The 24,539-nt window shown below is 61.4% G+C and carries 18 protein-coding genes, 6 tRNA genes and 3 rRNA genes; 17 read left to right on the top strand and 10 right to left on the bottom strand.

Annotated elements, in window-relative coordinates; translation table 11 throughout:
* Positions 1–124 precede the first annotated feature (124 nt).
* Complete coding sequence (locus E1956_RS04030; protein ID WP_134747535.1) at positions 125–3,724, bottom strand: indolepyruvate ferredoxin oxidoreductase family protein; 3,600 nt, start codon at positions 3,722–3,724, stop codon at positions 125–127.
* A 410-nt stretch (positions 3,725–4,134) separates the two neighbouring features.
* Here E1956_RS04030 and E1956_RS04035 point away from each other — a divergent pair, with 410 nt between their 5' ends.
* Positions 4,135–4,332 (top strand): hypothetical protein, encoded by a 198-nt coding sequence (locus tag E1956_RS04035; protein WP_134747536.1) that lies wholly within the window; start codon positions 4,135–4,137, stop codon positions 4,330–4,332.
* 145 nt (positions 4,333–4,477) lie between these two features.
* On the opposite strand, the gene hppD is transcribed toward E1956_RS04035, so the two are convergent.
* Positions 4,478–5,575, bottom strand: a complete 1,098-nt coding sequence (hppD, locus tag E1956_RS04040) for a 4-hydroxyphenylpyruvate dioxygenase (protein ID WP_134747537.1) — start codon at positions 5,573–5,575, stop codon at positions 4,478–4,480.
* 143 nt (positions 5,576–5,718) lie between these two features.
* On the opposite strand from hppD, the gene E1956_RS04045 reads away from it, so the two are divergent.
* Complete coding sequence (locus E1956_RS04045) at positions 5,719–6,213, top strand: Lrp/AsnC family transcriptional regulator (protein WP_134747538.1); 495 nt, start codon at positions 5,719–5,721, stop codon at positions 6,211–6,213.
* 108 nt (positions 6,214–6,321) lie between these two features.
* Here E1956_RS04045 and E1956_RS04050 read toward each other — a convergent pair whose 3' ends face one another.
* From E1956_RS04050 to paaA, 8 genes are all read right to left on the bottom strand, one after another.
* Positions 6,322–6,987: a GNAT family N-acetyltransferase gene (locus E1956_RS04050; protein WP_134747539.1), complete on the bottom strand. Its 666-nt coding sequence runs from the start codon at positions 6,985–6,987 to the stop codon at positions 6,322–6,324.
* 233 nt (positions 6,988–7,220) lie between these two features.
* Positions 7,221–7,841, bottom strand: coding sequence for a TetR/AcrR family transcriptional regulator (locus E1956_RS04055; RefSeq protein ID WP_134747540.1), 621 nt, complete (start codon positions 7,839–7,841; stop codon positions 7,221–7,223).
* Positions 7,842–7,847: 6 nt separating this feature from the next.
* The gene (locus E1956_RS04060; RefSeq protein ID WP_134747541.1) at positions 7,848–8,762 is read right to left on the bottom strand and encodes a DUF1835 domain-containing protein; all 915 of its coding nucleotides are present in this window, start codon (positions 8,760–8,762) and stop codon (positions 7,848–7,850) included.
* A 226-nt stretch (positions 8,763–8,988) separates the two neighbouring features.
* Positions 8,989–10,077: a 1,2-phenylacetyl-CoA epoxidase subunit PaaE gene (paaE, locus tag E1956_RS04065; RefSeq protein ID WP_134747542.1), complete on the bottom strand. Its 1,089-nt coding sequence runs from the start codon at positions 10,075–10,077 to the stop codon at positions 8,989–8,991.
* A gap of 1 nt (position 10,078) precedes the next feature.
* Positions 10,079–10,606 carry a 1,2-phenylacetyl-CoA epoxidase subunit PaaD gene (paaD, locus tag E1956_RS04070; RefSeq protein WP_134747543.1) on the bottom strand — a complete coding sequence of 176 codons (528 nt, stop codon included), beginning with the start codon at positions 10,604–10,606 and terminating at the stop codon, positions 10,079–10,081.
* A 53-nt stretch (positions 10,607–10,659) separates the two neighbouring features.
* On the bottom strand, positions 10,660–11,466 hold the full coding sequence (paaC, locus tag E1956_RS04075; RefSeq protein WP_134747544.1) for a 1,2-phenylacetyl-CoA epoxidase subunit PaaC: 807 nt from the start codon (positions 11,464–11,466) through the stop codon (positions 10,660–10,662).
* Positions 11,467–11,476: 10 nt separating this feature from the next.
* The gene (gene paaB, locus E1956_RS04080; RefSeq protein ID WP_134747545.1) at positions 11,477–11,761 is read right to left on the bottom strand and encodes a 1,2-phenylacetyl-CoA epoxidase subunit PaaB; all 285 of its coding nucleotides are present in this window, start codon (positions 11,759–11,761) and stop codon (positions 11,477–11,479) included.
* Positions 11,762–11,791: 30 nt separating this feature from the next.
* Positions 11,792–12,790: a 1,2-phenylacetyl-CoA epoxidase subunit PaaA gene (paaA, locus tag E1956_RS04085; RefSeq protein ID WP_134747546.1), complete on the bottom strand. Its 999-nt coding sequence runs from the start codon at positions 12,788–12,790 to the stop codon at positions 11,792–11,794.
* Between the two features lie 266 nt (positions 12,791–13,056).
* On the opposite strand from paaA, the gene E1956_RS04090 reads away from it, so the two are divergent.
* The 15 genes from E1956_RS04090 (at position 13,057) to rplA (ending at position 24,231) form a co-directional block, all read left to right on the top strand.
* Positions 13,057–14,316 carry an SGNH/GDSL hydrolase family protein gene (locus tag E1956_RS04090; RefSeq protein ID WP_134747547.1) on the top strand — a complete coding sequence of 420 codons (1,260 nt, stop codon included), beginning with the start codon at positions 13,057–13,059 and terminating at the stop codon, positions 14,314–14,316.
* 454 nt (positions 14,317–14,770) lie between these two features.
* Positions 14,771–16,298, top strand: a 16S ribosomal RNA gene (locus E1956_RS04100).
* Between the two features lie 66 nt (positions 16,299–16,364).
* Positions 16,365–16,440: transfer RNA gene (locus tag E1956_RS04105), tRNA-Ile, on the top strand.
* 48 nt (positions 16,441–16,488) lie between these two features.
* Positions 16,489–16,564, top strand: a tRNA-Ala gene (locus E1956_RS04110).
* 304 nt (positions 16,565–16,868) lie between these two features.
* Positions 16,869–19,751 (top strand): 23S ribosomal RNA (locus E1956_RS04115).
* A gap of 193 nt (positions 19,752–19,944) precedes the next feature.
* A 5S ribosomal RNA gene (rrf, locus tag E1956_RS04120) occupies positions 19,945–20,058 on the top strand.
* Together the 16S, 23S and 5S rRNA genes with 5 tRNA genes alongside form the textbook arrangement of a ribosomal RNA operon.
* A gap of 141 nt (positions 20,059–20,199) precedes the next feature.
* Positions 20,200–20,285, top strand: a tRNA-Tyr gene (locus E1956_RS04125).
* 52 nt (positions 20,286–20,337) lie between these two features.
* A tRNA-Gly gene (locus tag E1956_RS04130) sits at positions 20,338–20,411 on the top strand.
* Between the two features lie 16 nt (positions 20,412–20,427).
* Positions 20,428–20,502: transfer RNA gene (locus E1956_RS04135), tRNA-Thr, on the top strand.
* 108 nt (positions 20,503–20,610) lie between these two features.
* The gene (gene tuf, locus E1956_RS04140; RefSeq protein ID WP_028371383.1) at positions 20,611–21,801 is read left to right on the top strand and encodes an elongation factor Tu; all 1,191 of its coding nucleotides are present in this window, start codon (positions 20,611–20,613) and stop codon (positions 21,799–21,801) included.
* Positions 21,802–21,870: 69 nt separating this feature from the next.
* Positions 21,871–21,946, top strand: a tRNA-Trp gene (locus E1956_RS04145).
* A 38-nt stretch (positions 21,947–21,984) separates the two neighbouring features.
* Positions 21,985–22,365 (top strand): preprotein translocase subunit SecE, encoded by a 381-nt coding sequence (secE, locus tag E1956_RS04150; protein WP_028222169.1) that lies wholly within the window; start codon positions 21,985–21,987, stop codon positions 22,363–22,365.
* Between the two features lies 1 nt (position 22,366).
* Entirely contained in the window at positions 22,367–22,924 is a 558-nt protein-coding gene (gene nusG / locus E1956_RS04155) for a transcription termination/antitermination protein NusG (protein ID WP_028208939.1), read from the top strand.
* Positions 22,925–23,103: 179 nt separating this feature from the next.
* On the top strand, positions 23,104–23,535 hold the full coding sequence (gene rplK, locus E1956_RS04160) for a 50S ribosomal protein L11 (RefSeq protein WP_028222170.1): 432 nt from the start codon (positions 23,104–23,106) through the stop codon (positions 23,533–23,535).
* Positions 23,536–24,231 (top strand): 50S ribosomal protein L1, encoded by a 696-nt coding sequence (rplA, locus tag E1956_RS04165; RefSeq protein ID WP_028222171.1) that lies wholly within the window; start codon positions 23,536–23,538, stop codon positions 24,229–24,231.
* Positions 24,232–24,539 lie beyond the last annotated feature (308 nt).

Consider the following 24,539-nt stretch of genomic DNA (forward strand, 5'->3'; position numbering starts at 1 on the left):
AGGTCACTGACGCCTCCGAGGCGGCGGCGCGTTACGGCGCGCCGCTGGCCGCACCAATGAGAAGGGCGCTCCGCTTTCGGCGGAGCGCCCTTCATTTTTTACGGCTTCATCGCGAAAGCCAGGATCAAGCAGCGTGCCGCGCCGCCCCGTTCTCCGGCGAGCGCCACTTCGCGAGCAGCGTCGCCCACTTCGCGCGCGTGGCCTTGAGGTTGTTCTCCTTCACGTGGCCATAGCCGCGAATCGCATCGGGCAGATTCGCGAGCTCGAGCGCGAGCGGGAGATTCGTCTCGCTCAATCCGCCGACGATTTCGCGCACGAACGCCTCGTACTCGCCGATCAACGCGCGCTCGTGGCGGCGTTCCTCGGTGCGGCCGAACGGATCGAGCGCCGTGCCGCGCAGGAACTTGAGCTTCGCGAGCACGCGCATGGCCGTGAGCATGCGCGGACCATACTGCTTCTTCACCAGATGGCCCTTGTCGTCGTGCTTCGCGAACGACGGCGGCGCGAGGTGGAAGTTGAGCTTCCAGTCGCCCTCGAAGCTCGCTTTCAGCTTTTCGACGAACGCCGGATCGGCGTAGAGACGCGCGACCTCGTACTCGTCCTTGTACGCCATCAGCTTGTGCAGGTTCTTCGCCACGGCTTCAGTGAGCGGTTGTCCGTTCAGGCCGCCATCGGGACGATCGAGCTTTGCTTCCGCGCGCCGCACTTCATCGACGAAGCTGCGATAGCGCTGCGCGTAGGCCTCGTTCTGATACGCGGCGAGATACTGCGCACGCTTCTCGATGAGCGTGTCGAGTGACTTGGGCGTATGCAGCGCGACGATCTTCGCGCCGCCGGCATCGGCGTCCTGCGCGGGCTGCTTCACGAGCCGGTCCACGGCCTCCCGGTCGTGCGCGACGCGCCGGCCCCATTCGAACGCCGCGAGGTTCTTCTCGACCTGCACCGCGTTCAACTCGATCGCGCGCGTGAGCGACTCGTGCGTGAGCGGCAGCCAGCCGCGCTGCCAGGCGTAGCCGAGGACGAACGGGTTCGTGTAGATCGCGTCGCCGAGCAGCGCGAGCGCGTAGCGGTTCGCATCGACGGTGGCGACGTTCTCGGTGCCTGCCGCCGCGCGCACGTCGGCTTCGGTGTTGGAGCCCGGGAACTGCCACTGCGGATTCTTGATGAACTCGGCCGTGGGCGTGGGTGCGCTGTTGAGCACCACGTTGGTGGCGCCGGCCTGCATGCGCGAGACGCAGTCGTCGCTGGCGGTCACGATGGCGTCGCAGCCGATCACGAGCTTCGCCTCGCCCATGGCGATGCGCGTCGCGTGGATGTCGGTCGGCCGGTTGGCGATCTGCACGTGGCTCATCACCGCGCCGCCCTTTTGCGCGAGGCCGGTCACGTCGAGCACGGTCACGCCCTTTGCTTCGAGGTGCGCGGCCATGCCGAGCAGCGCGCCGATCGTCACGACGCCGGTCCCGCCCACACCCGTCACGAGCACGCCGTAGGGCTGGCCGATCCCGGGCACGTCGGGCGTCGGCACGGGCGGCATCGCGTCGCTCACGACACTGTTCGACTTCGGCTTGCGCAACTGGCCGCCTTCGACCGTGACGAAGCTCGGGCAGAAGCCCTTCACGCACGAGAAGTCCTTGTTGCAGGTGGACTGGTTGATCTGGCGCTTCGTGCCGTATTCGGTGTCGAGCGGCTCGACCGAGAGGCAGTTCGACTGCACCGAGCAGTCGCCGCAGCCTTCGCAGACGGCCTCGTTGATGACGACGCGCTTCGCCGGATCCGGATACGTGCCGCGCTTGCGACGGCGGCGCTTCTCGGTTGCGCAGGTCTGGTCGTAGATCAGAATGGTCGTGCCGGGGATCTCGCGCAGCTCGCGCTGGATGGCGTCGAGCTGATCGCGATGGTGGATCGTCACGCCCGGCGCGAGCGTGGTGATTCCCTGATACTTCTCCGGCTCGTCGGTCACGATCACGATCTTCGCGGCGCCTTCGGAGGCGAGCTGATGCGTGATCTGCGGCACGGTGAGCACGCCGTCCACGGGCTGGCCGCCCGTCATGGCGACCGCATCGTTGTAGAGGATCTTGTAGGTGATGTTCGCCTTCGAGGCGATTGCCGCGCGGATCGCGAGCAGGCCCGAGTGGAAGTAGGTGCCGTCGCCGAGGTTCGCGAACACGTGCTTGTCGTTCGTGAATGGCGCCTGGCCGACCCACGCCACGCCTTCGCCGCCCATCTGGCTGAAGGTGCTCGTGCTGCGGTCCATCCACACGGTCATGTAGTGGCAGCCGATGCCGGCCATTGCGCGCGAGCCTTCGGGCACGTTGGTCGACGTGTTGTGCGGGCAGCCCGAGCAGAACCACGGCTTGCGCTCGGCCTGCACGCGCGGCTTCGCGAGCGCCTTCTCCTTCGCCTCGATCACGGCGATGCGCGCCGCGATGCGCGCGCGCACGTCCGAGGGCATCTCGAACTTGTCCAGACGCGTGGCGATGGCCTTGGCGATGATCGCGGGCGAGAGCTCGTAGTGCGCGGGCAGGAGCCAGTTGCCCATCGGCACCGACCATTCGCCGCCGGCGCCGTCCTTTTCGTCGAACTTGCCGTACACGCGCGGACGCTGCGCATCCGGCCAGTTGTAGAGCTCTTCCTTGATCGCGTACTCGAGAATCTGGCGCTTTTCCTCGACCACGAGAATCTCTTCGAGCCCGCGCGCAAAGGCATGCGCGCCCTGGGCCTCGAGCGGCCACACGCAGCCCACCTTGTAGAGCCGCAGGCCGATGCGCGAGCAGGTTTCGTCGTCGAGGCCGAGGTCGGTGAGCGCCTGGCGCACGTCGAGATAGGCCTTGCCGCCGGTGATGATGCCGAAGCGCGCATGCGGCGAATCGATCTCGATGCGATCGAGCTTGTTCGCGCGCACGTAGGCGAGACCCGCATACCACTTGTAGTCGAGCAGACGCGCTTCCTGCACGAGCGGTGGATCGGGCCAGCGGATGTTCAGGCCGCCCTCGGGCATCGCGAAATCTTCCGGAAGGATGATCTGGGTGCGATGCGGATCTATTTCCACCGACGCCGACGATTCGACCACATCGGTCACGCACTTCATCGCCACCCAGAGGCCCGAGTAGCGGCTCATCGCCCAGCCGTGCAGGCCGAAGTCGAGATATTCCTGCACGTTCGAGGGGAACAGGACCGGCAGGCCGCAGGCCTTGAAGAGGTGCTCGGACTGGTGCGCGAGCGTGGACGACTTGGCGGCATGGTCGTCGCCGGCGAGCACGAGCACGCCGCCGTGCGGCGACGAGCCGGCGGAATTGCCGTGCTTGAACACGTCGCCGCTGCGGTCGACGCCGGGGCCCTTGCCGTACCACATCGAAAACACGCCGTCGTATTTCGCGGACGGGTACAGGTTCACCTGCTGCGAGCCCCACACGGCGGTCGCGGCGAGGTCTTCGTTGACGCCGGGCTGAAAAACGATTCCGTGAGCGGCGAGATGCTTTTTCGCCTTCCAGAGGGACTGATCGAGACCGCCCAGTGGCGAGCCGCGATAGCCGGAGATGAACCCCGCGGTATTGAGACCGGCGGCCTTGTCGCGTTCCTGCTGGAGCATCGGCAGGCGCACCAGCGCCTGGATGCCGCTCATGTAGGCGCGGCCGCGTTCGAGGGTGTATTTATCGTCGAGCGTGACGGAAGCGAGTGCGGCTTCGAGCGAAGCGCGCTGACCGGCGTCTAGCGGGGCATTCATTATGTGTCTTCCTCCATCCAACCAATCCGTTGTGGGATCGCCAGAACTTCAAGGCCTCAGCGTCTTGTGAACGCGTCGGCCGGGGCTCGCCATCATGGCTTCTTTTAATCGATGGTAGCACTCGGGCAAACCCGCCGCCTCCACGGGAAACCCTGCATGAATCATGCGAGCCGAGACGCTCTGTCGGGCTCGATTCGTCAGTCTCGTAAGAGCCCTGAAGGGCCCGTGTAACAAAGGATGTATCGGAGTTTCGTGTGAAGTAACAGCGTGTAAAAGTTGCACCGTGGCGGAACCGCTCTTGAATATCCTGTCTAACTCCCTCACCTGTGCGAGCCGCGACGCGCCCCGATTCATTCAGGGTGCGAACGTGGCATTGCCCAGTGACAGGCAGTCTGAAAAAGGAGTACCGCATGAACAATCGACATATCCAGACCTTTCTGACGGTTTCGGCCGCGTTCTTCGCCATGAGCGCGCCGCTGCATTCGAATGCCCGCACCCAGAGCGGCACGAATGCATCGACCGCGTGCGCGCAGTACACGCTGTGCACGAAGGCTGATTCGAGCGCCGTCGTCCCGTCGGCGCAGGCCGAGCAGAGCGTCAAACGTTAATCCTGATGCCGCGCTGATCCGCGCAGCATTCCATTCATCCGAATCCGTGGCCGAGGTGTGCGGCGGCGGATTCCAAAGCTAAAAAGGGCGAAGATCGTGCGATCTTCGCCCTTTTTTATCTTGAAATCGCGGATTTCCGTGAAGTTCAGGCCTTGTCTTTCACCACACCGCGGCGGATCTGGTCGAGCTCGATCGATTCGAACAGCGCCTTGAAGTTGCCTTCGCCGAAGCCCTGATTGCCCTTGCGCTGGATGATCTCGAAGAAGATCGGGCCGATCTGGTTCTCCGTGAAGATCTGCAGCAGCAGGTCCTCGGGCATGCCGTCGACGAGGATCTTGCGCTTCTTCAGCTCATCGAGCGGCTCGCCGTGGTTCGGGATGCGGCGGTCCACGAGCTCGTAATACGTGTCGATCGTATCGAGCAGCGCGATCTTCGAGGCGCGCAGGCCATCCACCGTGCGGTAGATGTCGTTGCTGCCGAGCGCGATGTGCTGAATGCCTTCGCCGTGGTACGCGTCCAGATATTCCTGGATCTGGCCGGCCGTCTCGCCGCCTTCCTCATTGATCGGAATGCGGATCTTGCCGCAGGGCGAGGTCATCGCCTTCGACTTCACGCCCGTCACCTTGCCTTCGATGTCGAAGTAGCGAATTTCGCGGAAGTTGAAGAGGCGTTCGTAGAACTCCGCCCATTCGTTCATGCGGCCGCGGTGCACGTTGTGCGTGAGGTGGTCGATGTAGGTGAGACCGTGGCCGACCGGATTTTGATCGGCGCCCGCAATCGGCTCGAAGTCGACGTCATAGATGCTGATGTCGCCGATGCTGCCCGGCGCCGCGCCATTCTTGCCGCGCCAGCGGTCGACGAAATAGATGAGCGAATCGCCGATGCCCTTGATGGCCGGGATGTTCAGCTCCATCGGGCCGGTCTTGTTGTCGAAGCCCCATGCGCCCAGTTCGAGCGCGTGCTTGTAGGCCTTGGCGGCGTCCTGCACGCGGAACGCGATCGCGCAGATCGACGGGCCGTGCAGGCGCGCGAAACGCTGCGCGAACGAATCCGGTTCGCCGTTGACGATGAAGTTGATATCGCCCTGACGATAGAGCGTCACGTCCTTGTGGCGATGGCGCGCCACGGCGGTGAAGCCCATGTTCTCGAACAGCTTGCCGAGCGCCTTCGGGTCCGGTGCGGTGTATTCGATGAACTCGAAGCCGTCGGTGCCGACGGGGTTTTCCCAGGTTGGAACGTGCATGCTTGTCTCCTTGGCAATCGCGGAATGCTGATGTCGTGCGGCAAAGTGTAGCTGTCCAGATTGGGAGAAAACTTGCGAGTTGGATCGCTTGTCCAGCTATTTGCGCTATAAACTGCCTCTATTGAGTTATTGGACGGCAGAAAATGGCGAGCATCGAACTGGACGCAATCGACCGGCGAATTCTGGCGATCCTTCAGGAGAATGGCCGGCTCTCGAATCAGGAAATTGCCGAACGCGTGAATCTCTCGCCGAGCCCGTGCCTGCGGCGCATCCGGCGGCTCGAGGAGACTGGCGTGATACGCGGTTACGTCGCGCTGCTCGACGCGCAGAAGCTGGGGCTCGACCTGCTGGCCTACGTGAACGTGCGGCTGGAAAAGCGCGGGCCCACGGCAGCGGGGCGCGAAGGGGTCACGCACGCGGAGCTGTTTCGCGCGGCGGTGCAGACCTGGCCGGAAGTGGTGGCGTGCCACGCGATGACGGGCGACATGGATTTCCTGCTGCGCGTGCAGGTGGAGGACATGGCGCACTTCTCGCGCTTCGTGCAGGACCAGTTGCTGCACCACCCGTCGGTGATCGATGTGAAGTCGAGCTTTTCGCTCCAGACCTTCAAGGAGACGACGGCGCTACCGATCTTGTGAGAAACGCGGTGAGATTCGCTGCGATCTCGGGGAAGATGAGCGCCCCCAGATGTGAAAAAAGCGGCCGAAGCCGCTTTTTTCAATTTACTTCACCCAATGGGGCAGGAGTCATGCCGCGACCGCTTGGGGGAGGATCGTCTCGATCAGCCGGGAGGCCTGGCGCGCCTGACGCTTGAGTGCATAGTCGAATACGGCGGCCTGCTCCTGGAGCATTTCCGCGATGATGCTGCTCTGATCGGCCGGCTCGAGCGACAGATACGCGTCGGCTTCGCCGTAGGCGTACTCGATCTTCATGCCCGACTTCTTCGCGATGTGCATCATCGTGGAGTTGCGCGACAGGCAGTGCATGTAAAGCGTGGTGACGTGCGTGTTGCGGCTGCGGATAGCGGCACGTTCGAACAGCTTCGTGCCGATGCCTTGGCCGCGTGCGCTTTCGAGCACGGAGACGCCGAATTCCGCCGTGCGGCCGTTGCCGTCTGCCGGCAGATAGGCCAGATGGCCGACGCCCGCGAGCTGCAGCTGATGGTCGAACACGCCGAACACGGTGTCGCGCGTGAAGTCCATCGAGCGGACATAGTTCTCGATCACATGGTCCGGTGCGGCCTGGCCGAAGCGCAGGAGGCGATCCTCGGTGTCGAGCGCGAGGAAGTGGCTCAGCAGACGCTCGCGGTCGGCGGAGGTGAGGACACGCACCATGGCAGGCGAATGACCGGACGACAGCGAGCGGCCCGACGGCAGGATCGGCTCGTTGATGGGGGTCGAATGCTTGTTCATGATGGGTTCTCCTTAGAATGCGAGGTACGGCGCACTATTGATGCGCCGCAAAACGAATTCTAGCGGAAACCCTGGGTGCGATCTAGGGAAAACCCGTATTCTGGATCCGAGGGTTGCGTCTAATCGTCAAGATTATACGCGTAAGTTATTGATTTTAAACGTGTATGTTTTTTGGATAGCTTGACGCGTCAACTGTTGTGTCGGCACATCTTATTGCGCCGCATCAATCTGATCTAAATATTCGAGGGTTGTCCGGCCGCCTTCAGGCCGTGGTCAATCACCTCGATGACCTGCTCGGCGAAGTCCTGGTAGGCCATGCGGCCGCCCGGCTTGAGCCAGGTGAAGGTCCAGTTGATCATGCCGAACACCATCATGGTCAGCGACGTCTGGTTCTCTGCCGTGACGCGGCCAGGGTAGGCACGTGCGAGCTGACGCGTGAACGCGGCGACCACGTCGCGCTGGCGGTTCAGAATGATCTCGCGCTGCGCGTCGACGAGATACTTCACGTCGTTGAGCAGGGCCACATGACGGCTGTGCGAGGTCTCGTACTCGACGAGGAACGCGCGGATCAGCTCGGCGAACGTCTCGCGCTCGTCGAGGCCCCGCCGCTGGCTGGCCCCTTCCACTTCGGCGATGATCAGCATCAGCCGCTTCGTGTAGCGGTCGAGCAGATCGAAGAGGATGGCTTCCTTGCTTTCGTAATAGTGGTAGAGGCGCGCCTTCGAGGTGCCACTTGCCGCCGCGAGATCGGACATCGACGTGCTCGGGTAGCTCGTTTGCGCGAACTTGGCGGCCGCAAGCTCGAGGATCTGGTCGCGTTGGGTTTCGTGGTCGGGCGCTCGGGTGCGTGCCATGGAGTGTCAGCGGGAAAGGGAAAGATGGGCCGCGGCGTGCGGGAGCGCGGGGCGCGCAGCGCCCGATCGATGGGCCGTTGTTGCTGTGATGGTTTCGGTGGCGCTCGCCCGTGCGGCGCACAGGTCTTCGCGCAGGCGCAGCTCGCCCGCCGCGGCCAGCTCGCGCAGGCGCCAGAGCACCGCGGGCTCGCCGACCGTGAAACCCGCGCCGGCCCGCACGAGCGCCGCGCCAAGCGTGTCGCATGCGAGCCAGGGCGCGCCGGCGGCGTCGGCCGCGTTGGCCGGGGCGCTGGTTGGCGTTGCCGCGCCAAGGATCTCGAGGATCAGTGCGTCGAGGTCGGCCCACGTGCCGCTCGTGAACGTATTGTCACGCCAGCGGCGCGTCTCGCCGTTGGCGAATTTTGCTTCTTGCCATTCGAGCGCGAGCCGCGTGATGCGCAGCACCGAAATCGGCGCAGCGTCCGGCAGACGCGCCTGCAGGCGTAGCGCGGCGGCGTCGGGCGGCCCGGCGAGCTCTTCCGCCGCGAGGCGCACCTCGTTCAGGCGCTGCGGCGCATTGCGCAGCCGGTAGCAGACGCGCCGCAGCGCGAGCTGGTCGGCGGCGTCGTGCGTGTGCCAGACCACCACGTGGGCGTCGCTGGACGCTACGGCGGCGAGCGCCGCGCAATCGTCCTGGGCGAGCGTCTCCGGCACGCCGCCAAGGCGTTGCCAGAAAGCCGCGCGCTGCGTGGCGCCCGGGTCTCCCGCCTCGTCGATGTCGCGCAGCGGGCCGACCGTCAGGTCGTCGGCCAGCGCGATTACGCGCTCGGCCGGACCCGCTGCGGGGGCGGCTGCGCCGCGGCGCGAGGCTTCACGGGCCGCGAGGGCCTGACGCAGCGCGGCCGCTGCGGGCTCGCCTTGGATGAGGTGGATCGTGGTCATCGACAACTCGTTGCGCTCACCTTGAACGCCGAATACGCCTGGGAGCGTGCAAAAGACAAAAGGGGCCGCCCGCGGATGTGCAGCGCTGCGCTGCAACACCGGCGGGCGGCCCTAGTGTAAGCGGATCGCCGGAGGGCCGAAAGCGTGTCGTTGTTCTAAGGCGTATTCCTGTTGCCGCGTAGTACCGGACGGCGTCGCCCAGTGCGAACGCGGCCCGCCGCTTGCGTTACCGCTCGTCGAAGCTCACGACCACACGCTCGCTGACCGGATGGCATTGGCAGGTGAGCACGAAACCGTCTTTCACTTCCTGCTCTTCGAGCGTGTAGTTCTTGTCCATCTTCACCTCGCCCTCGAGCACCTTCGCGCGGCAGGTGCAGCACACGCCGCCCTTGCACGCGTAGGGCAGTGCAAGTCCCGCCTTCAGGCCCACGTCGAGCAGGCTCACGCCCTCGTAGGGCAGACGCAGCTTGCGCTTCTTGCCGTCGATGACGATCTCCAGATCGGCCGCCGGCGTGTTTTCGGTGATCTCGACCGCCGGCACGCCTGCTTGCGGCAGCGGCGAGCCGAAACGCTCGACGTGCACCTTCTGCTGCGGCACACCGGCTTCCTTGAGCGCGCCCTCGGCGGCATCCATCATCGGCGCGGGGCCGCAGATGAACGCCTCGTCGATTTCGTCGGCCGGCAGCAGCGTCGCGAGGAACTCGGCACATTTGGCCTGATCGAGCACGCCGTTGAAGAGCTCGACGTCCTGGAGGTCGTCGGAGAGCACGTGATAGAGCCGGAAGCGGTCCATGTACCGGTTCTTCAGGTCTTCCAGGTCTTCGGCGAACATGATCTGGTCGACGCTGCGGTTGCCGTAGACCAGCGTGAACGCGCTGCGCGGCTCCGTTTCGAGCGTCGTCTTGATGATCGCGAGCACCGGCGTGATGCCCGAGCCGCCCGAGAACGCCACGTAGTGCTTGCCGTGCTCGGCGTTCAGGTGCGTGAAGAAGCGCCCGTCGGGTGTCATCACATCGATCTCGTGACCCGGCGCGAGCTGGTCGAACGCGAAGTTCGAGAAACGCCCGCCGCGCACGCGCTTGATGCCGATGCGCAGTTCGCCGTCACGGTCGTAGTCGGTCACGCCGACGCAGATCGAGTACGAACGGCGCGTCTCCTCGCCCTCGATGTGGGTCTTCAGCGTGACGAACTGCCCCTGGGTGAAGCGATACGCGTCGCGCAGCTCGGGCGGGACTTCGAAAGCGACAGAGACCGCGTCCGCGGTTTCGGGCCGCACTTCGCGGATGCGCAGCGAATGGAATTGCGGAGTGGCCATATCAGTACGGTTTGAAGTAGTCGAAGGGTTCGCGGCAGTCGATGCAGCGGTAGAGCGCCTTGCACGCGGTCGAGCCGAATTGCGCGAGGCGCTCGGTATGGTGCGAGCCGCAGCGCGGGCAGGCGGGCGCGGGCAGCGGTTTCGGCATGAACGTAATCGGCTGCTCGCCGGCGGGGACGCCGCTGCCGCAGTTGCCCGTGGGCGGCGCGATACCGTAGGCGCGCAGCTTTTCGCGCGCCTCGTCGGTAATCCAGTCGGTCGTCCACGCCGGCGCGAGGGTGGTCGCGATGCGGTACGGCGCAAGCTCGGCGATATCGAGCGCGTGAGCGACGTCCTCGGCGATCTGCGACATCGCCGGGCAGCCCGAATAGGTCGGCGTGATGACCACTTCGATCAGGCCGTCGGAGGCGCGGCGCACGTCGCGCAGGATGCCCAGTTCGCGGATCGACACGACCGGGATCTCCGGATCGGGCACCGTTTCCAGCACTTCCCAGGCGCGCTCGAGCGCGTGATCTGCTGTCGCTTGCATCGTGACTTCCTCTGTTCCTGCGGGTGGCGGCGGGTCGGAAACTGCGCGCCTGCTTACCAGCGCGCGTCCGGATGCTGGCGCGCGAGGCTCTGCATCTCGGCGAGCACGTAGCCCATATGTTCCGAGTGCTCGCCGAGCTTGCCGGTCGTGACGTGCTTCACTTGCGCGGGCACGGTGAGCGTCGCTTCCTCGAACGCTGCTTCCACGTCCGCGCGCCACGCGGCTTCGAGCTGAGCGGTGAGCGGCGCGATGCCGGCTTCGGCCACGGCGGCCTCCACGGCGTCGGTGCTGAAGAACTCGCGCGTGTAGGGCATCAGCCAGTCGAGTGCGTCCTGGGCGCGGCGGTGCGATTCATCGGTGCCGTCGCCGAAGCGGATCAGCCACTCGCGCGCATGGTGCACGTGGTAGCGCGTTTCCTTGATCGAGCGCTCGGCGATCGCGGCCAGCTGCGGGTCGGCGGAACGCAGCAGCGCGGTCCACAGATGCGCCATCAGCGAGGCGTAGACGAAGTTGCGCACGATCGTCACGGCGTAATCGTTGGCCGAATGCGTCGTGCCGGCGAGCGGGCCGAAATGCGGCAGCTCGGCGAGCGTGTAGTTCGCGAACTCGCGCTCGGCGCGGAAGTAGGCGTAATCGTCCTCGGTGCGCTCGCGGCCGGTGAGCGCCTTTTCGAGCGTGGCGGCGTGCGTGTAGAGCAGGCGCGCCTGGCCGATCAGGTCGAGGCTCATATTGGCGAGCGCGATGTCTTCTTCGAGGATCGGGCCGTGGCCGCACCATTCCGTGTTGCGCTGACCGAGGATCAGCGCCGTATCGGCGAGGCGCAGCACGTACGCAAGTTGTTCGGGCGTGGGCGTCGTCATGTTGGCGCTCTTACATGTGGTTGACTTCGTCGGGCAGCGTGTAGAACGTCGGGTGGCGATAGATCTTGTCGCCGGCCGGCTCGAAGAGCTCGGCCTTCTCGCCCGGATCCGACGCCGTGATCGCCGACGACGGCACCACCCAGATGCTCACGCCTTCCTGACGGCGCGTGTAGACGTCGCGCGCCATGCGCAGCGCCATCGAAGCGTCGGAGGCGTGCAGGCTACCGCAATGCTTGTGGTCGAGGCCCTGCTTGCTGCGCACGAACACTTCCCAGATCGGCCATTCCTTGTTCATCGTGGATCTCCTTCCTGATTCCAATATTGGTTACGCGGCGTGCTTTTCGGCGCGCTGACGCTGCTTTTCGGCATGGGCGAGGGCGGCTTCGCGCACCCACGCACCTTCGTTGTGCGCCTTCACGCGCGTGCCGAGACGCTCGCGATTGCACGGGCCGTCGCCGTTCACGACGCGCCAGAATTCTTCCCAGTCGATCGTGCCGTAGTCGTGGTGGCCGCGCGCCTCGTTCCATTTCAGATCGGGGTCGGGGAGCGTGACGCCGAGCACCTTGGCCTGGTCGACCGTGGCATCGACGAACTTCTGGCGCAGATCGTCGTTCGAGATGCGCTTGATGCCCCACTTGGCCGACTGGCTGCTGTGGACCGAATCGGCGTCGCTCGGGCCGAACATCATCAGCACTGGCCACCACCAGCGGTTCACCGCTTGTTGGACCAGCTCGCGCTGCGCTTCGGTGCCGGCCATCATGGCGAGCAGGGCGTCGAAGCCCTGGCGCTGGTGGAACGACTCTTCCTTGCAGATGCGGATCATTGCGCGGGCATACGGCCCGTAGGTGCAGCGGCACAGCGGGATCTGGTTCATGATCGCCGCGCCGTCGACGAGCCAGCCGATCACGCCGACGTCGGCCCACGTGGGCGTCGGGTAATTGAAGATGCTCGAGTACTTCGCCTTGCCGGCGTGGAGTGCGTCGACCAGTTGATCGCGCGAAACGCCGAGCGTTTCCGCCGCGCTATAGAGATAGAGGCCGTGGCCCGCTTCGTCTTGCACCTTGGCGAGCAGGATCGCCTTGCGCTTGAGGCTCGGCGCACGCGAGATCCAGTTGCCTTCCGGCAGCATGCCGACCACTTCCGAGTGCGCGTGCTGCGAAATCTGGCGCACGAGCGTCTTGCGGTAGGCTTCGGGCATCCAGTCCTGCGGCTCGATCTTGCCGTCCGCGGCCATGATGGCGTCGAACTGCGCCTGCTCTGGCGCCGCCGCGTCCGCATCGAGCGGGGCGACATTGCCGGGAATGTCGAGGGATTGCGTGTACATGGAGACGCTCTCGTCGGTGTTGGGTATGGCGCAGTATAAACCAACCGACCGGTCGGTCAATCAATTTTTTGCGCCTGGTCAAAAAGAGCCGATGTCAGAAGCGGAGATCGGCGCTTCGTTCCTGAGTTTTAGTGGATCGACAGGCGGTTATCGCAGATTTTCCGCGTCGCTTGCATCGTCGTCTTTGTCAGGGCGATGGAAGGTCGCGGTCCGGGCTCTGGGGCACAATGGGCGCTTTGCCTGCTCACTCCCTCACTCGCTCCCGGATGAAGATTTCCCTTGCTCCCATCGCGGCCGGCGCCGCGTTGCTCGCCTCGTTCGCTTTTTCCGCACCGGCCCTCGCCGAACTGCCTTCCGGCGCCCCCTGGGTGACGAGCTGGGCGACGGCGCTCCAGTCCATCCCCCAGCGCGAGGCGCTGCCGCCGCTCTATCGCGCTCCGGACGTCGCTGGGCGCACGGTTCGGCAAATCGTCTACCCGACGCTGGGCGGCGAAGTTGCCCGCGTGCATATCAGTAACCTCTATGGGCGCACACCGCTCGTGATCGAGGCGATGGCGATTGCGCCTTCGGCTGGCGGCGCGGCGGTCAGCGGGGCGGAGACGGTGCGGGTGACGTTCGGCGGACGGGCGATGGTGTCGTTGCCGCCCGGTGCCGAGCTCGATAGCGATCCGGTTCGGATCGGCTTGAAGCGTGGCGCGCCTTACGCGATTAGTACCTATATGGGGCCGCAGCAAAACATGGTCGCGTGGCACCGTGTGGCGAGCCAGCTGAATTTTGTGTCCCGGCCTGGCGATCACGTGGCCGATCCGTCGATCGGCGCGTTCACGCAGCGCTTCACGCAATATGCGTGGGTGACGGGGCTCGCGGTCGAGGCGCCCGGGGCGTCGACGATTGCTGCGATTGGCGATTCCATCACCGATGGTATGCGCTCGTCGCTCAATGAGAACCGGCGCTGGCCGGATGCGCTGGCGCGCCGGCTCGCGCGCGAGCAAGGCGCCAATCTGGCCGTGATCGACATGGGGATCAGCGGCAACCGGTTGCTGAGCGATTCGCCGTGCTACGGCGAGGCGCTCGAGCGCCGCTTCGAGCGTGACGCGCTGCGCCCAGGCGTGCGGACGGCCGTGCTGCTGATCGGCATCAACGACATCAACTTCCAGGCGATGCCGCCGCGCTCGGGCCTCGACTGCGATTTCCCCCATACGCACGTGAACGCCGACGACCTGATCGCCGGGTATCGGCGCGTGATTGCGGCGGCGCATGCGCGCGGCGTGCGCATCTTGGGCGCGACGCTCACGCCGGCCTCGCTGCCGCCGGAGCGCGAAGCGATCCGTGCGAAGGTGAACGAGTGGATCCGCACGAGCCATGCGTTCGATGGCGTGGTGGACTTCGATGCGGCGCTGCGCAACCCTGCCGATCCGCTGCGCCTGCGCCGGGAATACGACAGCGGCGATCACATTCACCCGAGCGACGCGGGCTACGAGGCGATGGCGAATGCTGTGCCGCTGGCGGCACTGGCCGGAAAGTAAGGATTTCGCACGGAGGGGGGCTTGCGGATCGGCTTCGCTGGCGTTAAGATTCGCCCCCTTCGCTTCCTGCGGTACCGGCAGCGAAGCCCGCCGCGAGAAACGGCGGGGCGCGTGACCGACAGCTTTTCAGCAGTGACTGCAAAAAAGATGTTGACGAAACGCGAAAGAGTCTGCATAATCTCGTTTCTCTGCTGCTGACGCAGCAACGCAGAAAACGCCGGGCAGTAATGCAGTAAGCCGGTGAGTTTCGCGATCGCTCTTTAAAAATTTACAGCCGATAAGTGTGGGCGCTTGATGAGTTTCAGCGGCCTGACGGTCCTTCGGGGCAGTCAGGAGTAGCGAAAGTATCAAGAGTCTCACACTAAAGTAAGTCAGGTTTTTGAATTTATTCAAATTCCTGTCAGCTTTGAGTGAGCGACCGGTTTCTAACGAAACCGAAAACAGTAACAGGTTTGAACTGAAGAGTTTGATCCCGCTCAGATTGAACGCTGGCGGCATGCCTTACACATGCAAGTCGAACGGCAGCGCGGGAGCAATCCTGGCGGCGAGTGGCGAACGGGTGAGTAATACATCGGAACGTGTCCTGTAGTGGGGGATAGCCCGGCGAAAGCCGGATTAATACCGCATACGATCTACGGATGAAAGCGGGGGATCGCAAGACCTCGCGCTATAGGGGCGGCCGATGGCGGATTAGCTAGTTGGTGGGGTAAAGGCCTACCAAGGCGACGATCCGTAGCTGGTCTGAGAGGACGACCAGCCACACTGGGACTGAGACACGGCCCAGACTCCTACGGGAGGCAGCAGTGGGGAATTTTGGACAATGGGGGCAACCCTGATCCAGCAATGCCGCGTGTGTGAAGAAGGCCTTCGGGTTGTAAAGCACTTTTGTCCGGAAAGAAATCCTTTTCGATAATACCGAGAGGGGATGACGGTACCGGAAGAATAAGCACCGGCTAACTACGTGCCAGCAGCCGCGGTAATACGTAGGGTGCGAGCGTTAATCGGAATTACTGGGCGTAAAGCGTGCGCAGGCGGTGATGTAAGACCGATGTGAAATCCCCGGGCTTAACCTGGGAACTGCATTGGTGACTGCATCGCTGGAGTATGGCAGAGGGGGGTAGAATTCCACGTGTAGCAGTGAAATGCGTAGAGATGTGGAGGAATACCGATGGCGAAGGCAGCCCCCTGGGCCAATACTGACGCTCATGCACGAAAGCGTGGGGAGCAAACAGGATTAGATACCCTGGTAGTCCACGCCCTAAACGATGTCAACTGGTTGTCGGGCCTTCATTGGCTTGGTAACGTAGCTAACGCGTGAAGTTGACCGCCTGGGGAGTACGGTCGCAAGATTAAAACTCAAAGGAATTGACGGGGACCCGCACAAGCGGTGGATGATGTGGATTAATTCGATGCAACGCGAAAAACCTTACCTACCCTTGACATGTACGGAATCCTGCTGAGAGGTGGGAGTGCCCGAAAGGGAGCCGTAACACAGGTGCTGCATGGCTGTCGTCAGCTCGTGTCGTGAGATGTTGGGTTAAGTCCCGCAACGAGCGCAACCCTTGTCCCTAGTTGCTACGCAAGAGCACTCGGGGAGACTGCCGGTGACAAACCGGAGGAAGGTGGGGATGACGTCAAGTCCTCATGGCCCTTATGGGTAGGGCTTCACACGTCATACAATGGTCGGAACAGAGGGTTGCCAAGCCGCGAGGTGGAGCCAATCCCAGAAAACCGATCGTAGTCCGGATCGCAGTCTGCAACTCGACTGCGTGAAGCTGGAATCGCTAGTAATCGCGGATCAGCATGCCGCGGTGAATACGTTCCGGGTCTTGTACACACCGCCCGTCACACCATGGGAGTGGGTTTTGCCAGAAGTGGCTAGTCTAACCGCAAGGAGGACGGTCACCACGGCAGGATTCATGACTGGGGTGAAGTCGTAACAAGGTAGCCGTATCGGAAGGTGCGGCTGGATCACCTCCTTTCCAGAGCTCATCGCTTAAGCTTGTTAAAGCGCTCACACTTGTCGGCTGTAGAAAAGACAGACTCAGGGGTCTGTAGCTCAGTCGGTTAGAGCACCGTCTTGATAAGGCGGGGTCGATGGTTCGAATCCATCCAGACCCACCAATTTGTCTGCGGTGGCTGACTGATCAAAACCCCTGAAGTTGCATGACTGGGGGATTAGCTCAGCTGGGAGAGCACCTGCTTTGCAAGCAGGGGGTCGTCGGTTCGATCCCGTCATCCTCCACCAATCCTCAATGCCTAGTGTCCGGTAGAAACACAAACCGGGTATTACGCATTGGCGATTGAGCCAGTCAGAGCGATGTGAGTAAAACCATATCGGCTGTCGTTCTTTAACAATCAGGAAGAAGTAGTAAAGAGATTCATTCGAAAGCGGGCAGAGATGACCGTCGAGTAGATGAATCAGGGTTGTGATTGTATCAATGTATTTTTAAGTGATCGAAAGATTGCCTTGAAATACGGCGCAACACGAATACTCAACCTGTAATGAGTGGTCCGACGCGAGCAATCGCCGCAAGACACACCCGTTATAGGGTCAAGCGAACAAGTGCATGTGGTGGATGCCTTGGCGATCACAGGCGATGAAGGACGCGGTAGCCTGCGAAAAGCTACGGGGAGCTGGCAAACAAGCTTTGATCCGTAGATGTCCGAATGGGGAAACCCACTCCGTATGGAGTATCCATGGCTGAATACATAGGCCATGTGAAGCGAACGCGGCGAACTGAAACATCTAAGTAGCCGCAGGAAAAGAAATCAACCGAGATTCCCAGAGTAGTGGCGAGCGAAATGGGACCAGCCTGTACTCTTTATCTGTATTGTCAGCCGAACGCTCTGGAAAGTGCGGCCATAGTGGGTGATAGCCCCGTAGGCGAAGGCAGTATGGAAGAACTGGGTGTACGACAAGTAGGGCGGGACACGTGAAATCCTGTCTGAAGATGGGGGGGGACCATCCTCCAAGGCTAAATACTCGTGATCGACCGATAGTGAACCAGTACCGTGAGGGAAAGGCGAAAAGAACCCCGGGAGGGGAGTGAAATAGATCCTGAAACCGCATGCATACAAACAGTCGGAGCCTCGCAAGGGGTGACGGCGTACCTTTTGTATAATGGGTCAGCGACTTACATTCAGTGGCAAGCTTAACCGAATAGGGCAGGCGTAGCGAAAGCGAGTCCGAACAGGGCGTTCAGTCGCTGGGTGTAGACCCGAAACCAGGTGATCTATCCATGGCCAGGTTGAAGGCACGGTAACACGTGCTGGAGGACCGAACCCACTAACGTTGAAAAGTTAGGGGATGAGCTGTGGATAGGGGTGAAAGGCTAAACAAACCTGGAAATAGCTGGTTCTCTCCGAAAACTATTTAGGTAGTGCCTCGTGTATCACCTTCGGGGGGTAGAGCACTGTCATGGTTGAAGGGTCCATTGCGGATTACTTCGCCATAGCAAACTCCGAATACCGAAGAGTGCAATCACGGGAGACAGACATCGGGTGCTAACGTCCGGTGTCAAGAGGGAAACAACCCAGACCGCCAGCTAAGGTCCCCAAATATAGCTAAGTGGGAAACGAAGTGGGAAGGCTAAAACAGTCAGGAGGTTGGCTTAGAAGCAGCCACCCTTTAAAGAAAGCGTAATAGCTCACTGATCGAGTCGTCCTGCGCGGAAGATGTAACGGGGCTAAGCTATATACCGAAGCTGCGGATGCGTGCTTTGCACGCATGGTAGGAGAGCGTTCTGTAAGCCTGCGAAGGTGCATCGGAAGGTGTGCTGGAGGTATCAGAAGTGCGAATGCTGACATGAGTAGCGATAAAGGGGGTGAAAGGCCCCCTCGCCGTAAGCCCAAGGTTTCCTACGCAACGTTCATCGGCGTAGGGTGAGTCGGCCCTAAGGCGAGGCAGAAATGCGTAGCTGATGGGAAGCAGGTCAATATTCCTGCACCATTGTTGAATGCGATGGGGGGACGGATCGCGGAAGGTTGTCCGGGTGTTGGAAGTCCCGGTCCTTGCATTGGAGAAGGCGCTTTGGCAAATCCGGGCGCGGAATTCAAGGGTGTGAGGCCAGTCTCTTAGGAGACGAAGCAACTGGAAGTGGTTCCAAGAAAAGCCTCTAAGCTTCAGTTCAACAGTGACCGTACCGCAAACCGACACAGGTGGGCGAGATGAGTATTCTAAGGCGCTTGAGAGAACTCGGGAGAAGGAACTCGGCAAATTGGTACCGTAACTTCGGGATAAGGTACGCCCTGGTAGCTTGACTGGCTCGCGCCAGAAGGGTGAAGGGGTTGCAATAAACTGGTGGCTGCGACTGTTTAATAAAAACACAGCACTCTGCAAACACGAAAGTGGACGTATAGGGTGTGACGCCTGCCCGGTGCCGGAAGATTAAATGATGGGGTGCAAGCTCTTGATTGAAGTCCCGGTAAACGGCGGCCGTAACTATAACGGTCCTAAGGTAGCGAAATTCCTTGTCGGGTAAGTTCCGACCTGCACGAATGGCGTAACGATGGCCACACTGTCTCCTCCCGAGACTCAGCGAAGTTGAAGTGTTTGTGATGATGCAATCTCCCCGCGGCTAGACGGAAAGACCCCATGAACCTTTACTGCAGCTTTGCATTGGACTTTGAACCGGTTTGTGTAGGATAGGTGGGAGGCTATGAAGCGTGAACGCCAGTTTGCGTGGAGCCGTCCTTGAAATACCACCCTGATCTGTTTGAGGTTCTAACCTTGGTCCGTTATCCGGATCGGGGACAGTGCATGGCAGGCAGTTTGACTGGGGCGGTCTCCTCCCAAAGGGTAACGGAGGAGTACGAAGGTACGCTAGGTACGGTCGGAAATCGTGCTGATAGTGCAATGGCATAAGCGTGCTTGACTGCGAGACTGACAAGTCGAGCAGGTGCGAAAGCAGGTCATAGTGATCCGGTGGTTCTGTATGGAAGGGCCATCGCTCAACGGATAAAAGGTACTCTGGGGATAACAGGCTGATACCGCCCAAGAGTTCATATCGACGGCGGTGTTTGGCACCTCGATGTCGGCTCATCTCATCCTGGGGCTGTAGCCGGTCCCAAGGGTATGGCTGTTCGCCATTTAAAGAGGTACGTGAGCTGGGTTTAAAACGTCGTGAGACAGTTTGGTCCCTATCTGCCGTGGGCGCTGGAAGTTTGAGGGGGCCTGCTCCTAGTACGAGAGGACCGGAGTGGACGAACCTCTGGTGTACCGGTTGTGACGCCAGTCGCATCGCCGGGTAGCTATGTTCGGAAGAGATAACCGCTGAAAGCATCTAAGCGGGAAACTCGCCTCAAGATGAGACTTCCCCGGGGACTAGATCCCCTTGAAGGGTCGTTCGAGACCAGGACGTTGATAGGTCAGGTGTGGAAGCGCAGTAATGCGTTAAGCTAACTGATACTAATTGCCCGTAAGGCTTGATCCTATAACAGGTGTGTTTCGCAATGAGTTAGCGCTTCAGCGCTTACTCAGTGCAACCCCCGAAGGGGGCACGAAATACACAGGTTGAGAGATCGCGTGTTGTGCCGGAAACAACACAACCCCAATCAGCAAAAACCTCTTTACGCTTCTTCCAGATTGGCTGTGGCGCACTAAATGCGACGCAGCAACCCGTCAAGCCTGATGACCATAGCGAGTCGGTCCCACCCCTTCCCATCCCGAACAGGACCGTGAAACGACTCTACGCCGATGATAGTGCGGATTGCCCGTGTGAAAGTAGGTAATCGTCAGGCTCCTTATTGCGAAACCCCGGCCCTAAAAAGCCGGGGTTTTTGCTTTTCCGCTCTCCCTATAAGTGAGAGCGTTGTGGGTTCGGCGCCGAACAAAGTGCTTGACACTGATCGGAACTTACCCCATAATCATCAGTTCTCTGCGGAGGGGTGCCCGAGTGGCTAAAGGGGGCAGACTGTAAATCTGTTGGCTTACGCCTACGTTGGTTCGAATCCAACCTCCTCCACCAGAATTCAGCTGTAGTTGTTAGTGTCGGGAATCGACAGTAGTCAGCAAACTTCGCGGGTGTAGCTCAATGGTAGAGCAGAAGCCTTCCAAGCTTACGACGAGGGTTCGATTCCCTTCACCCGCTCCAGCGAAATGAAGTAAATGCCCATGTGGCTCAGTGGTAGAGCACTCCCTTGGTAAGGGAGAGGTCGGCAGTTCGATCCTGCCCATGGGCACCAGCCGGTATCTAGCAGGCCTCAGAGGCCTCGCATCGAGCAGGCAGCAGCAACCAGTGATTGTTTGCGCGCCCCGCGCAACGTACGGAAAAATCCTCTTAGGAGTCGAAAATGGCCAAGGGTAAGTTTGAGCGGACCAAGCCGCACGTGAACGTGGGCACGATCGGTCACGTTGACCACGGCAAGACCACGCTGACGGCAGCGATCACGACGGTTCTGACCGCGAAGTTCGGCGGTGAAGCGAAGGCGTACGACCAGATCGACGCAGCGCCGGAAGAAAAGGCACGTGGTATTACCATCAACACCGCGCACGTCGAGTACGAAACGGCTAACCGCCACTACGCACACGTCGACTGCCCGGGTCACGCTGACTACGTGAAGAACATGATCACGGGCGCGGCACAGATGGACGGCGCAATCCTGGTGTGCTCGGCCGCTGACGGCCCGATGCCGCAAACGCGTGAGCACATCCTGCTCGCCCGTCAGGTTGGCGTGCCTTACATCATCGTGTTCCTGAACAAGTGCGACATGGTCGACGACGCCGAGCTGCTCGAGCTGGTCGAAATGGAAGTGCGCGAGCTCCTGTCGAAGTACGACTTCCCGGGCGACGACACGCCGATCATCAAGGGTTCGGCCAAGCTGGCGCTGGAAGGTGACAAGGGCGAACTGGGTGAAGTGGCGATCATGAACCTGGCCGACGCACTGGACACGTACATCCCGACGCCGGAGCGTGCAGTTGACGGCGCGTTCCTGATGCCGGTGGAAGACGTGTTCTCGATCTCGGGTCGCGGCACGGTGGTGACGGGTCGCGTCGAGCGCGGCATCGTCAAGGTCGGCGAGGAAATCGAAATCGTCGGTATCAAGCCGACGGTGAAGACGACCTGCACGGGCGTGGAAATGTTCCGCAAGCTGCTCGACCAGGGTCAGGCAGGCGACAACGTTGGTATCCTGCTGCGCGGCACGAAGCGTGAAGACGTGGAGCGTGGCCAGGTTCTGGCGAAGCCGGGTTCGATCACGCCGCACACGCACTTCACGGCTGAAGTGTACGTGCTGAGCAAGGACGAAGGCGGCCGCCACACGCCGTTCTTCAACAACTACCGTCCGCAGTTCTACTTCCGTACGACGGACGTGACGGGCTCGATCGAGCTGCCGAAGGACAAGGAAATGGTCATGCCGGGCGACAACGTGTCGATCACGGTGAAGCTGATCGCTCCGATCGCGATGGAAGAAGGTCTGCGCTTCGCAATCCGCGAAGGTGGCCGTACCGTCGGCGCTGGTGTGGTTGCAAAGATCATCGAGTAAGTTTTTGCCAGTCTCGTTGATCGACTAGTGGTTTCGGGGTTGGCTTAGCCGCCAACCCCAAAATGGTTTAGGGGTATAGCTCAACTGGCAGAGCGTCGGTCTCCAAAACCGAAGGTTGGGGGTTCGATTCCCTCTGCCCCTGCCAACTTCTCGCGCCTGTGGCGCGTTGTTCTTTAAGGTGTTATGGCGAATCCTTCCGTCGAAACTGTTAATACTTCCAGCGACAAGCTGATGCTTGCGGCGGGCGTATTGTTGGTTGTGGCCGGGTTCGTAGGGTTCTACTGGCTCGGTAGCCAGGAGTGGTATGTCCGCGGTGCGGCGCTCGCAGTGGGCGTGATCGCGGGGGTGGTAGTCGGTCTTCTTTCGGCGCCCGGCAAGAGCTTCATCGCGTTTGCCAAAGACTCGTACAAGGAAGTTCGCAAGGTCGTCTGGCCGACTCGCAAAGAGGCCACGCAAACGACTCTGGTGGTCTTCGGTTTTGTGCTGGTAATGGCCATCTTTCTCTGGGTTTGTGACAAATCCATTGAATGGGTGATTTTCTCGGCGATTCTGGGTTGGAAATGATATGAGCGATACACCGGCATCCCCGAGCGGAAAACGTTGGTACGTGGTGCACGCCTACTCTGGTATGGAGAAGAGCGTGCAACGTGCGCTTCAGGAGCGCATCGAACGTGCTGGCATGCAGGACAAGTTTGGCCAGATCCTCGTTCCGACTGAAGAAGTGGTCGAGGTGAAGGGTGGTCACAAATCGGTGACCGAACGTCGTTTCTTCCCGGGCTATGTCCTGGTCGAGATGGAAATGACGGATGAAACGTGGCACCTCGTGAAGAACACGGCAAAGGTGACGGGTTTCGTCGGCGGGGCGCGCAATCGCCCGAGCCCGATTTCGCCGCGCGAAGTCGAAAAGATCATGTCGCAGATGCAGGAAGGCGTTGAGAAGCCGCGCCCCAAGACCCTGTTCGAAGTCGGCGAGATGGTCCGCGTGAAGGAAGGCCCGTTCACGGACTTCAACGGCAGCGTCGAAGAAGTCAACTACGAAAAATCGCGCGTTCGGGTCTCCGTCACCATTTTTGGTCGCGCCACGCCGGTCGAACTCGAATTCGGCCAGGTCGAAAAGCTGTAAATCGAATACGACGGATCGCATCTTTGGTGCGGTCCGTTTTTCCGCGCTTACGGTCCGCGTGATGGCCGTAGAGGAGCGTCAGTAGCCCAGTCGGCTGAGCCTGTCGGCACAGTGAAGATTGCGGCGAAAGCGCGCTACCACTCACCTGAACGCTCACGCGTTCCAATGAGGTTTTCAACATGGCAAAGAAAATCATTGGCTTTATCAAGCTGCAGATTCCTGCAGGTAAAGCCAACCCGTCGCCGCCGGTCGGCCCGGCACTGGGCCAGCGCGGCCTGAACATCATGGAGTTCTGCAAGGCGTTCAACGCGCAGACTCAAGGGATGGAACCGGGTCTGCCGACGCCGGTCGTTATCACGGCTTTCGCGGACAAGAGCTTCACGTTCATCCTGAAGACGCCGCCGGCCACGATCCTGATCAAGAAGGCAGCGAAGGTCGACAAGGGTTCGGCCAAACCGCACACCGACAAGGTCGCCACGATCACGCGTGCGCAGGCTGAAGAAATCGCCAAGACCAAGATGCCGGACCTCACGGCAGCGGATATGGACGCAGCGGTCCGCACGATCGCTGGTAGCGCCCGTTCGATGGGCATCGTCGTGGAGGGCGTGTAAATGGCTAAGGTTTCGAAGCGTCAAAAGGCACTCGCCGCCAAGGTCGACAGCCAGAAGCTGTACCCGATCGTCGACGCACTGTCGCTCGTGAAGGAATGCGCTACGGCGAAGTTCGACGAATCGATCGACGTCGCAGTCCAGCTCGGCATCGATGCAAAGAAGTCGGACCAGGTCGTTCGTGGTTCGGTCGTTCTGCCGGCAGGTACGGGCAAGTCGGTTCGCGTTGCTGTGTTCGCGCAAGGCGAAAAGGCTGAGCAAGCCAAGGCAGCAGGCGCTGAGATCGTCGGCATGGAAGACCTTGCTGAGCAGATCAAGGGCGGCAACCTGAATTTCGACATCGTGATCGCTTCGCCGGACACGATGCGTATCGTCGGTACGCTCGGCCAGATCCTCGGCCCGCGCGGCCTGATGCCGAACCCGAAGGTCGGCACCGTGACGCCGGACGTCGCCACCGCGGTCAAGAACGCGAAGGCAGGTCAGGTGCAATTCCGCGTCGACAAGGCCGGTATCATTCACGCGACCATCGGCCGTGCATCGTTCGAGCCGACCGCGCTGCGCAGCAACCTGGACGCGCTCCTCGAAGCGCTGACCAAGGCGAAGCCGGCAACGAGCAAGGGCGTGTACCTGCGCAAGATCGCTGTGTCGAGCACGATGGGCGTTGGCGTTCGCGTCGACCAGACGTCGCTCGCAGCGTAAGCGTCGCAATAGTTTTGCCGCGTTGAGGTTCGAAACGAAGCTGGGTCGGATCGCAGCGCGGATTTAAAGGGCTTTGGGCGGTTGGGCGGTGGCAGTCGAGCATCGCGCAACCGGTTGTCAAAGACCGTTGGCGGAAGTGCAGCAGTTGGGTGCTTCCTTAATGTGAAGCCAACGCAGATGGCGAACCCGAAAAGGTTTTGAAGTGCGAAAGCGAGTGAAAGAGGGCGGAAACGCTCCCGATTGCAAGCTGAGTTGCTCCAGACTGGTCGGTCGCCGTTGTTGAACGCGGCACACGTAGCGAAAGTGAA

The organism is Paraburkholderia pallida (genome assembly GCF_004524855.1).
GTDB lineage: Bacteria > Pseudomonadota > Gammaproteobacteria > Burkholderiales > Burkholderiaceae > Paraburkholderia > Paraburkholderia oxyphila.

What these genes read in the sequence shown, in the direction of transcription:
- paaD (WP_134747543.1), bottom strand. Translation starts at nt 10,606, where the DNA reads ATGCAAGCGACAGCAGATCACGCGCTCGAGCGCGCCTGGGAAGTGCTG.
- E1956_RS04050 (WP_134747539.1), bottom strand. Translation starts at nt 6,987, where the DNA reads ATGAACAAGCATTCGACCCCCATCAACGAGCCGATCCTGCCGTCGGGC.
- E1956_RS04090 (WP_134747547.1), top strand. Translation starts at nt 13,057, where the DNA reads ATGAAGATTTCCCTTGCTCCCATCGCGGCCGGCGCCGCGTTGCTCGCC.
- secE (WP_028222169.1), top strand. Translation starts at nt 21,985, where the DNA reads ATGGCGAATCCTTCCGTCGAAACTGTTAATACTTCCAGCGACAAGCTG.
- tuf (WP_028371383.1), top strand. Translation starts at nt 20,611, where the DNA reads ATGGCCAAGGGTAAGTTTGAGCGGACCAAGCCGCACGTGAACGTGGGC.
- rplK (WP_028222170.1), top strand. Translation starts at nt 23,104, where the DNA reads ATGGCAAAGAAAATCATTGGCTTTATCAAGCTGCAGATTCCTGCAGGT.
- paaE (WP_134747542.1), bottom strand. Translation starts at nt 10,077, where the DNA reads ATGGCCACTCCGCAATTCCATTCGCTGCGCATCCGCGAAGTGCGGCCC.
- nusG (WP_028208939.1), top strand. Translation starts at nt 22,367, where the DNA reads ATGAGCGATACACCGGCATCCCCGAGCGGAAAACGTTGGTACGTGGTG.
- rplA (WP_028222171.1), top strand. Translation starts at nt 23,536, where the DNA reads ATGGCTAAGGTTTCGAAGCGTCAAAAGGCACTCGCCGCCAAGGTCGAC.
- E1956_RS04055 (WP_134747540.1), bottom strand. Translation starts at nt 7,841, where the DNA reads ATGGCACGCACCCGAGCGCCCGACCACGAAACCCAACGCGACCAGATC.
- paaA (WP_134747546.1), bottom strand. Translation starts at nt 12,790, where the DNA reads ATGTACACGCAATCCCTCGACATTCCCGGCAATGTCGCCCCGCTCGAT.
- E1956_RS04045 (WP_134747538.1), top strand. Translation starts at nt 5,719, where the DNA reads ATGGCGAGCATCGAACTGGACGCAATCGACCGGCGAATTCTGGCGATC.
- E1956_RS04035 (WP_134747536.1), top strand. Translation starts at nt 4,135, where the DNA reads ATGAACAATCGACATATCCAGACCTTTCTGACGGTTTCGGCCGCGTTC.
- paaB (WP_134747545.1), bottom strand. Translation starts at nt 11,761, where the DNA reads ATGAACAAGGAATGGCCGATCTGGGAAGTGTTCGTGCGCAGCAAGCAG.
- E1956_RS04060 (WP_134747541.1), bottom strand. Translation starts at nt 8,762, where the DNA reads ATGACCACGATCCACCTCATCCAAGGCGAGCCCGCAGCGGCCGCGCTG.
- hppD (WP_134747537.1), bottom strand. Translation starts at nt 5,575, where the DNA reads ATGCACGTTCCAACCTGGGAAAACCCCGTCGGCACCGACGGCTTCGAG.
- E1956_RS04030 (WP_134747535.1), bottom strand. Translation starts at nt 3,724, where the DNA reads ATGAATGCCCCGCTAGACGCCGGTCAGCGCGCTTCGCTCGAAGCCGCA.
- paaC (WP_134747544.1), bottom strand. Translation starts at nt 11,466, where the DNA reads ATGACGACGCCCACGCCCGAACAACTTGCGTACGTGCTGCGCCTCGCC.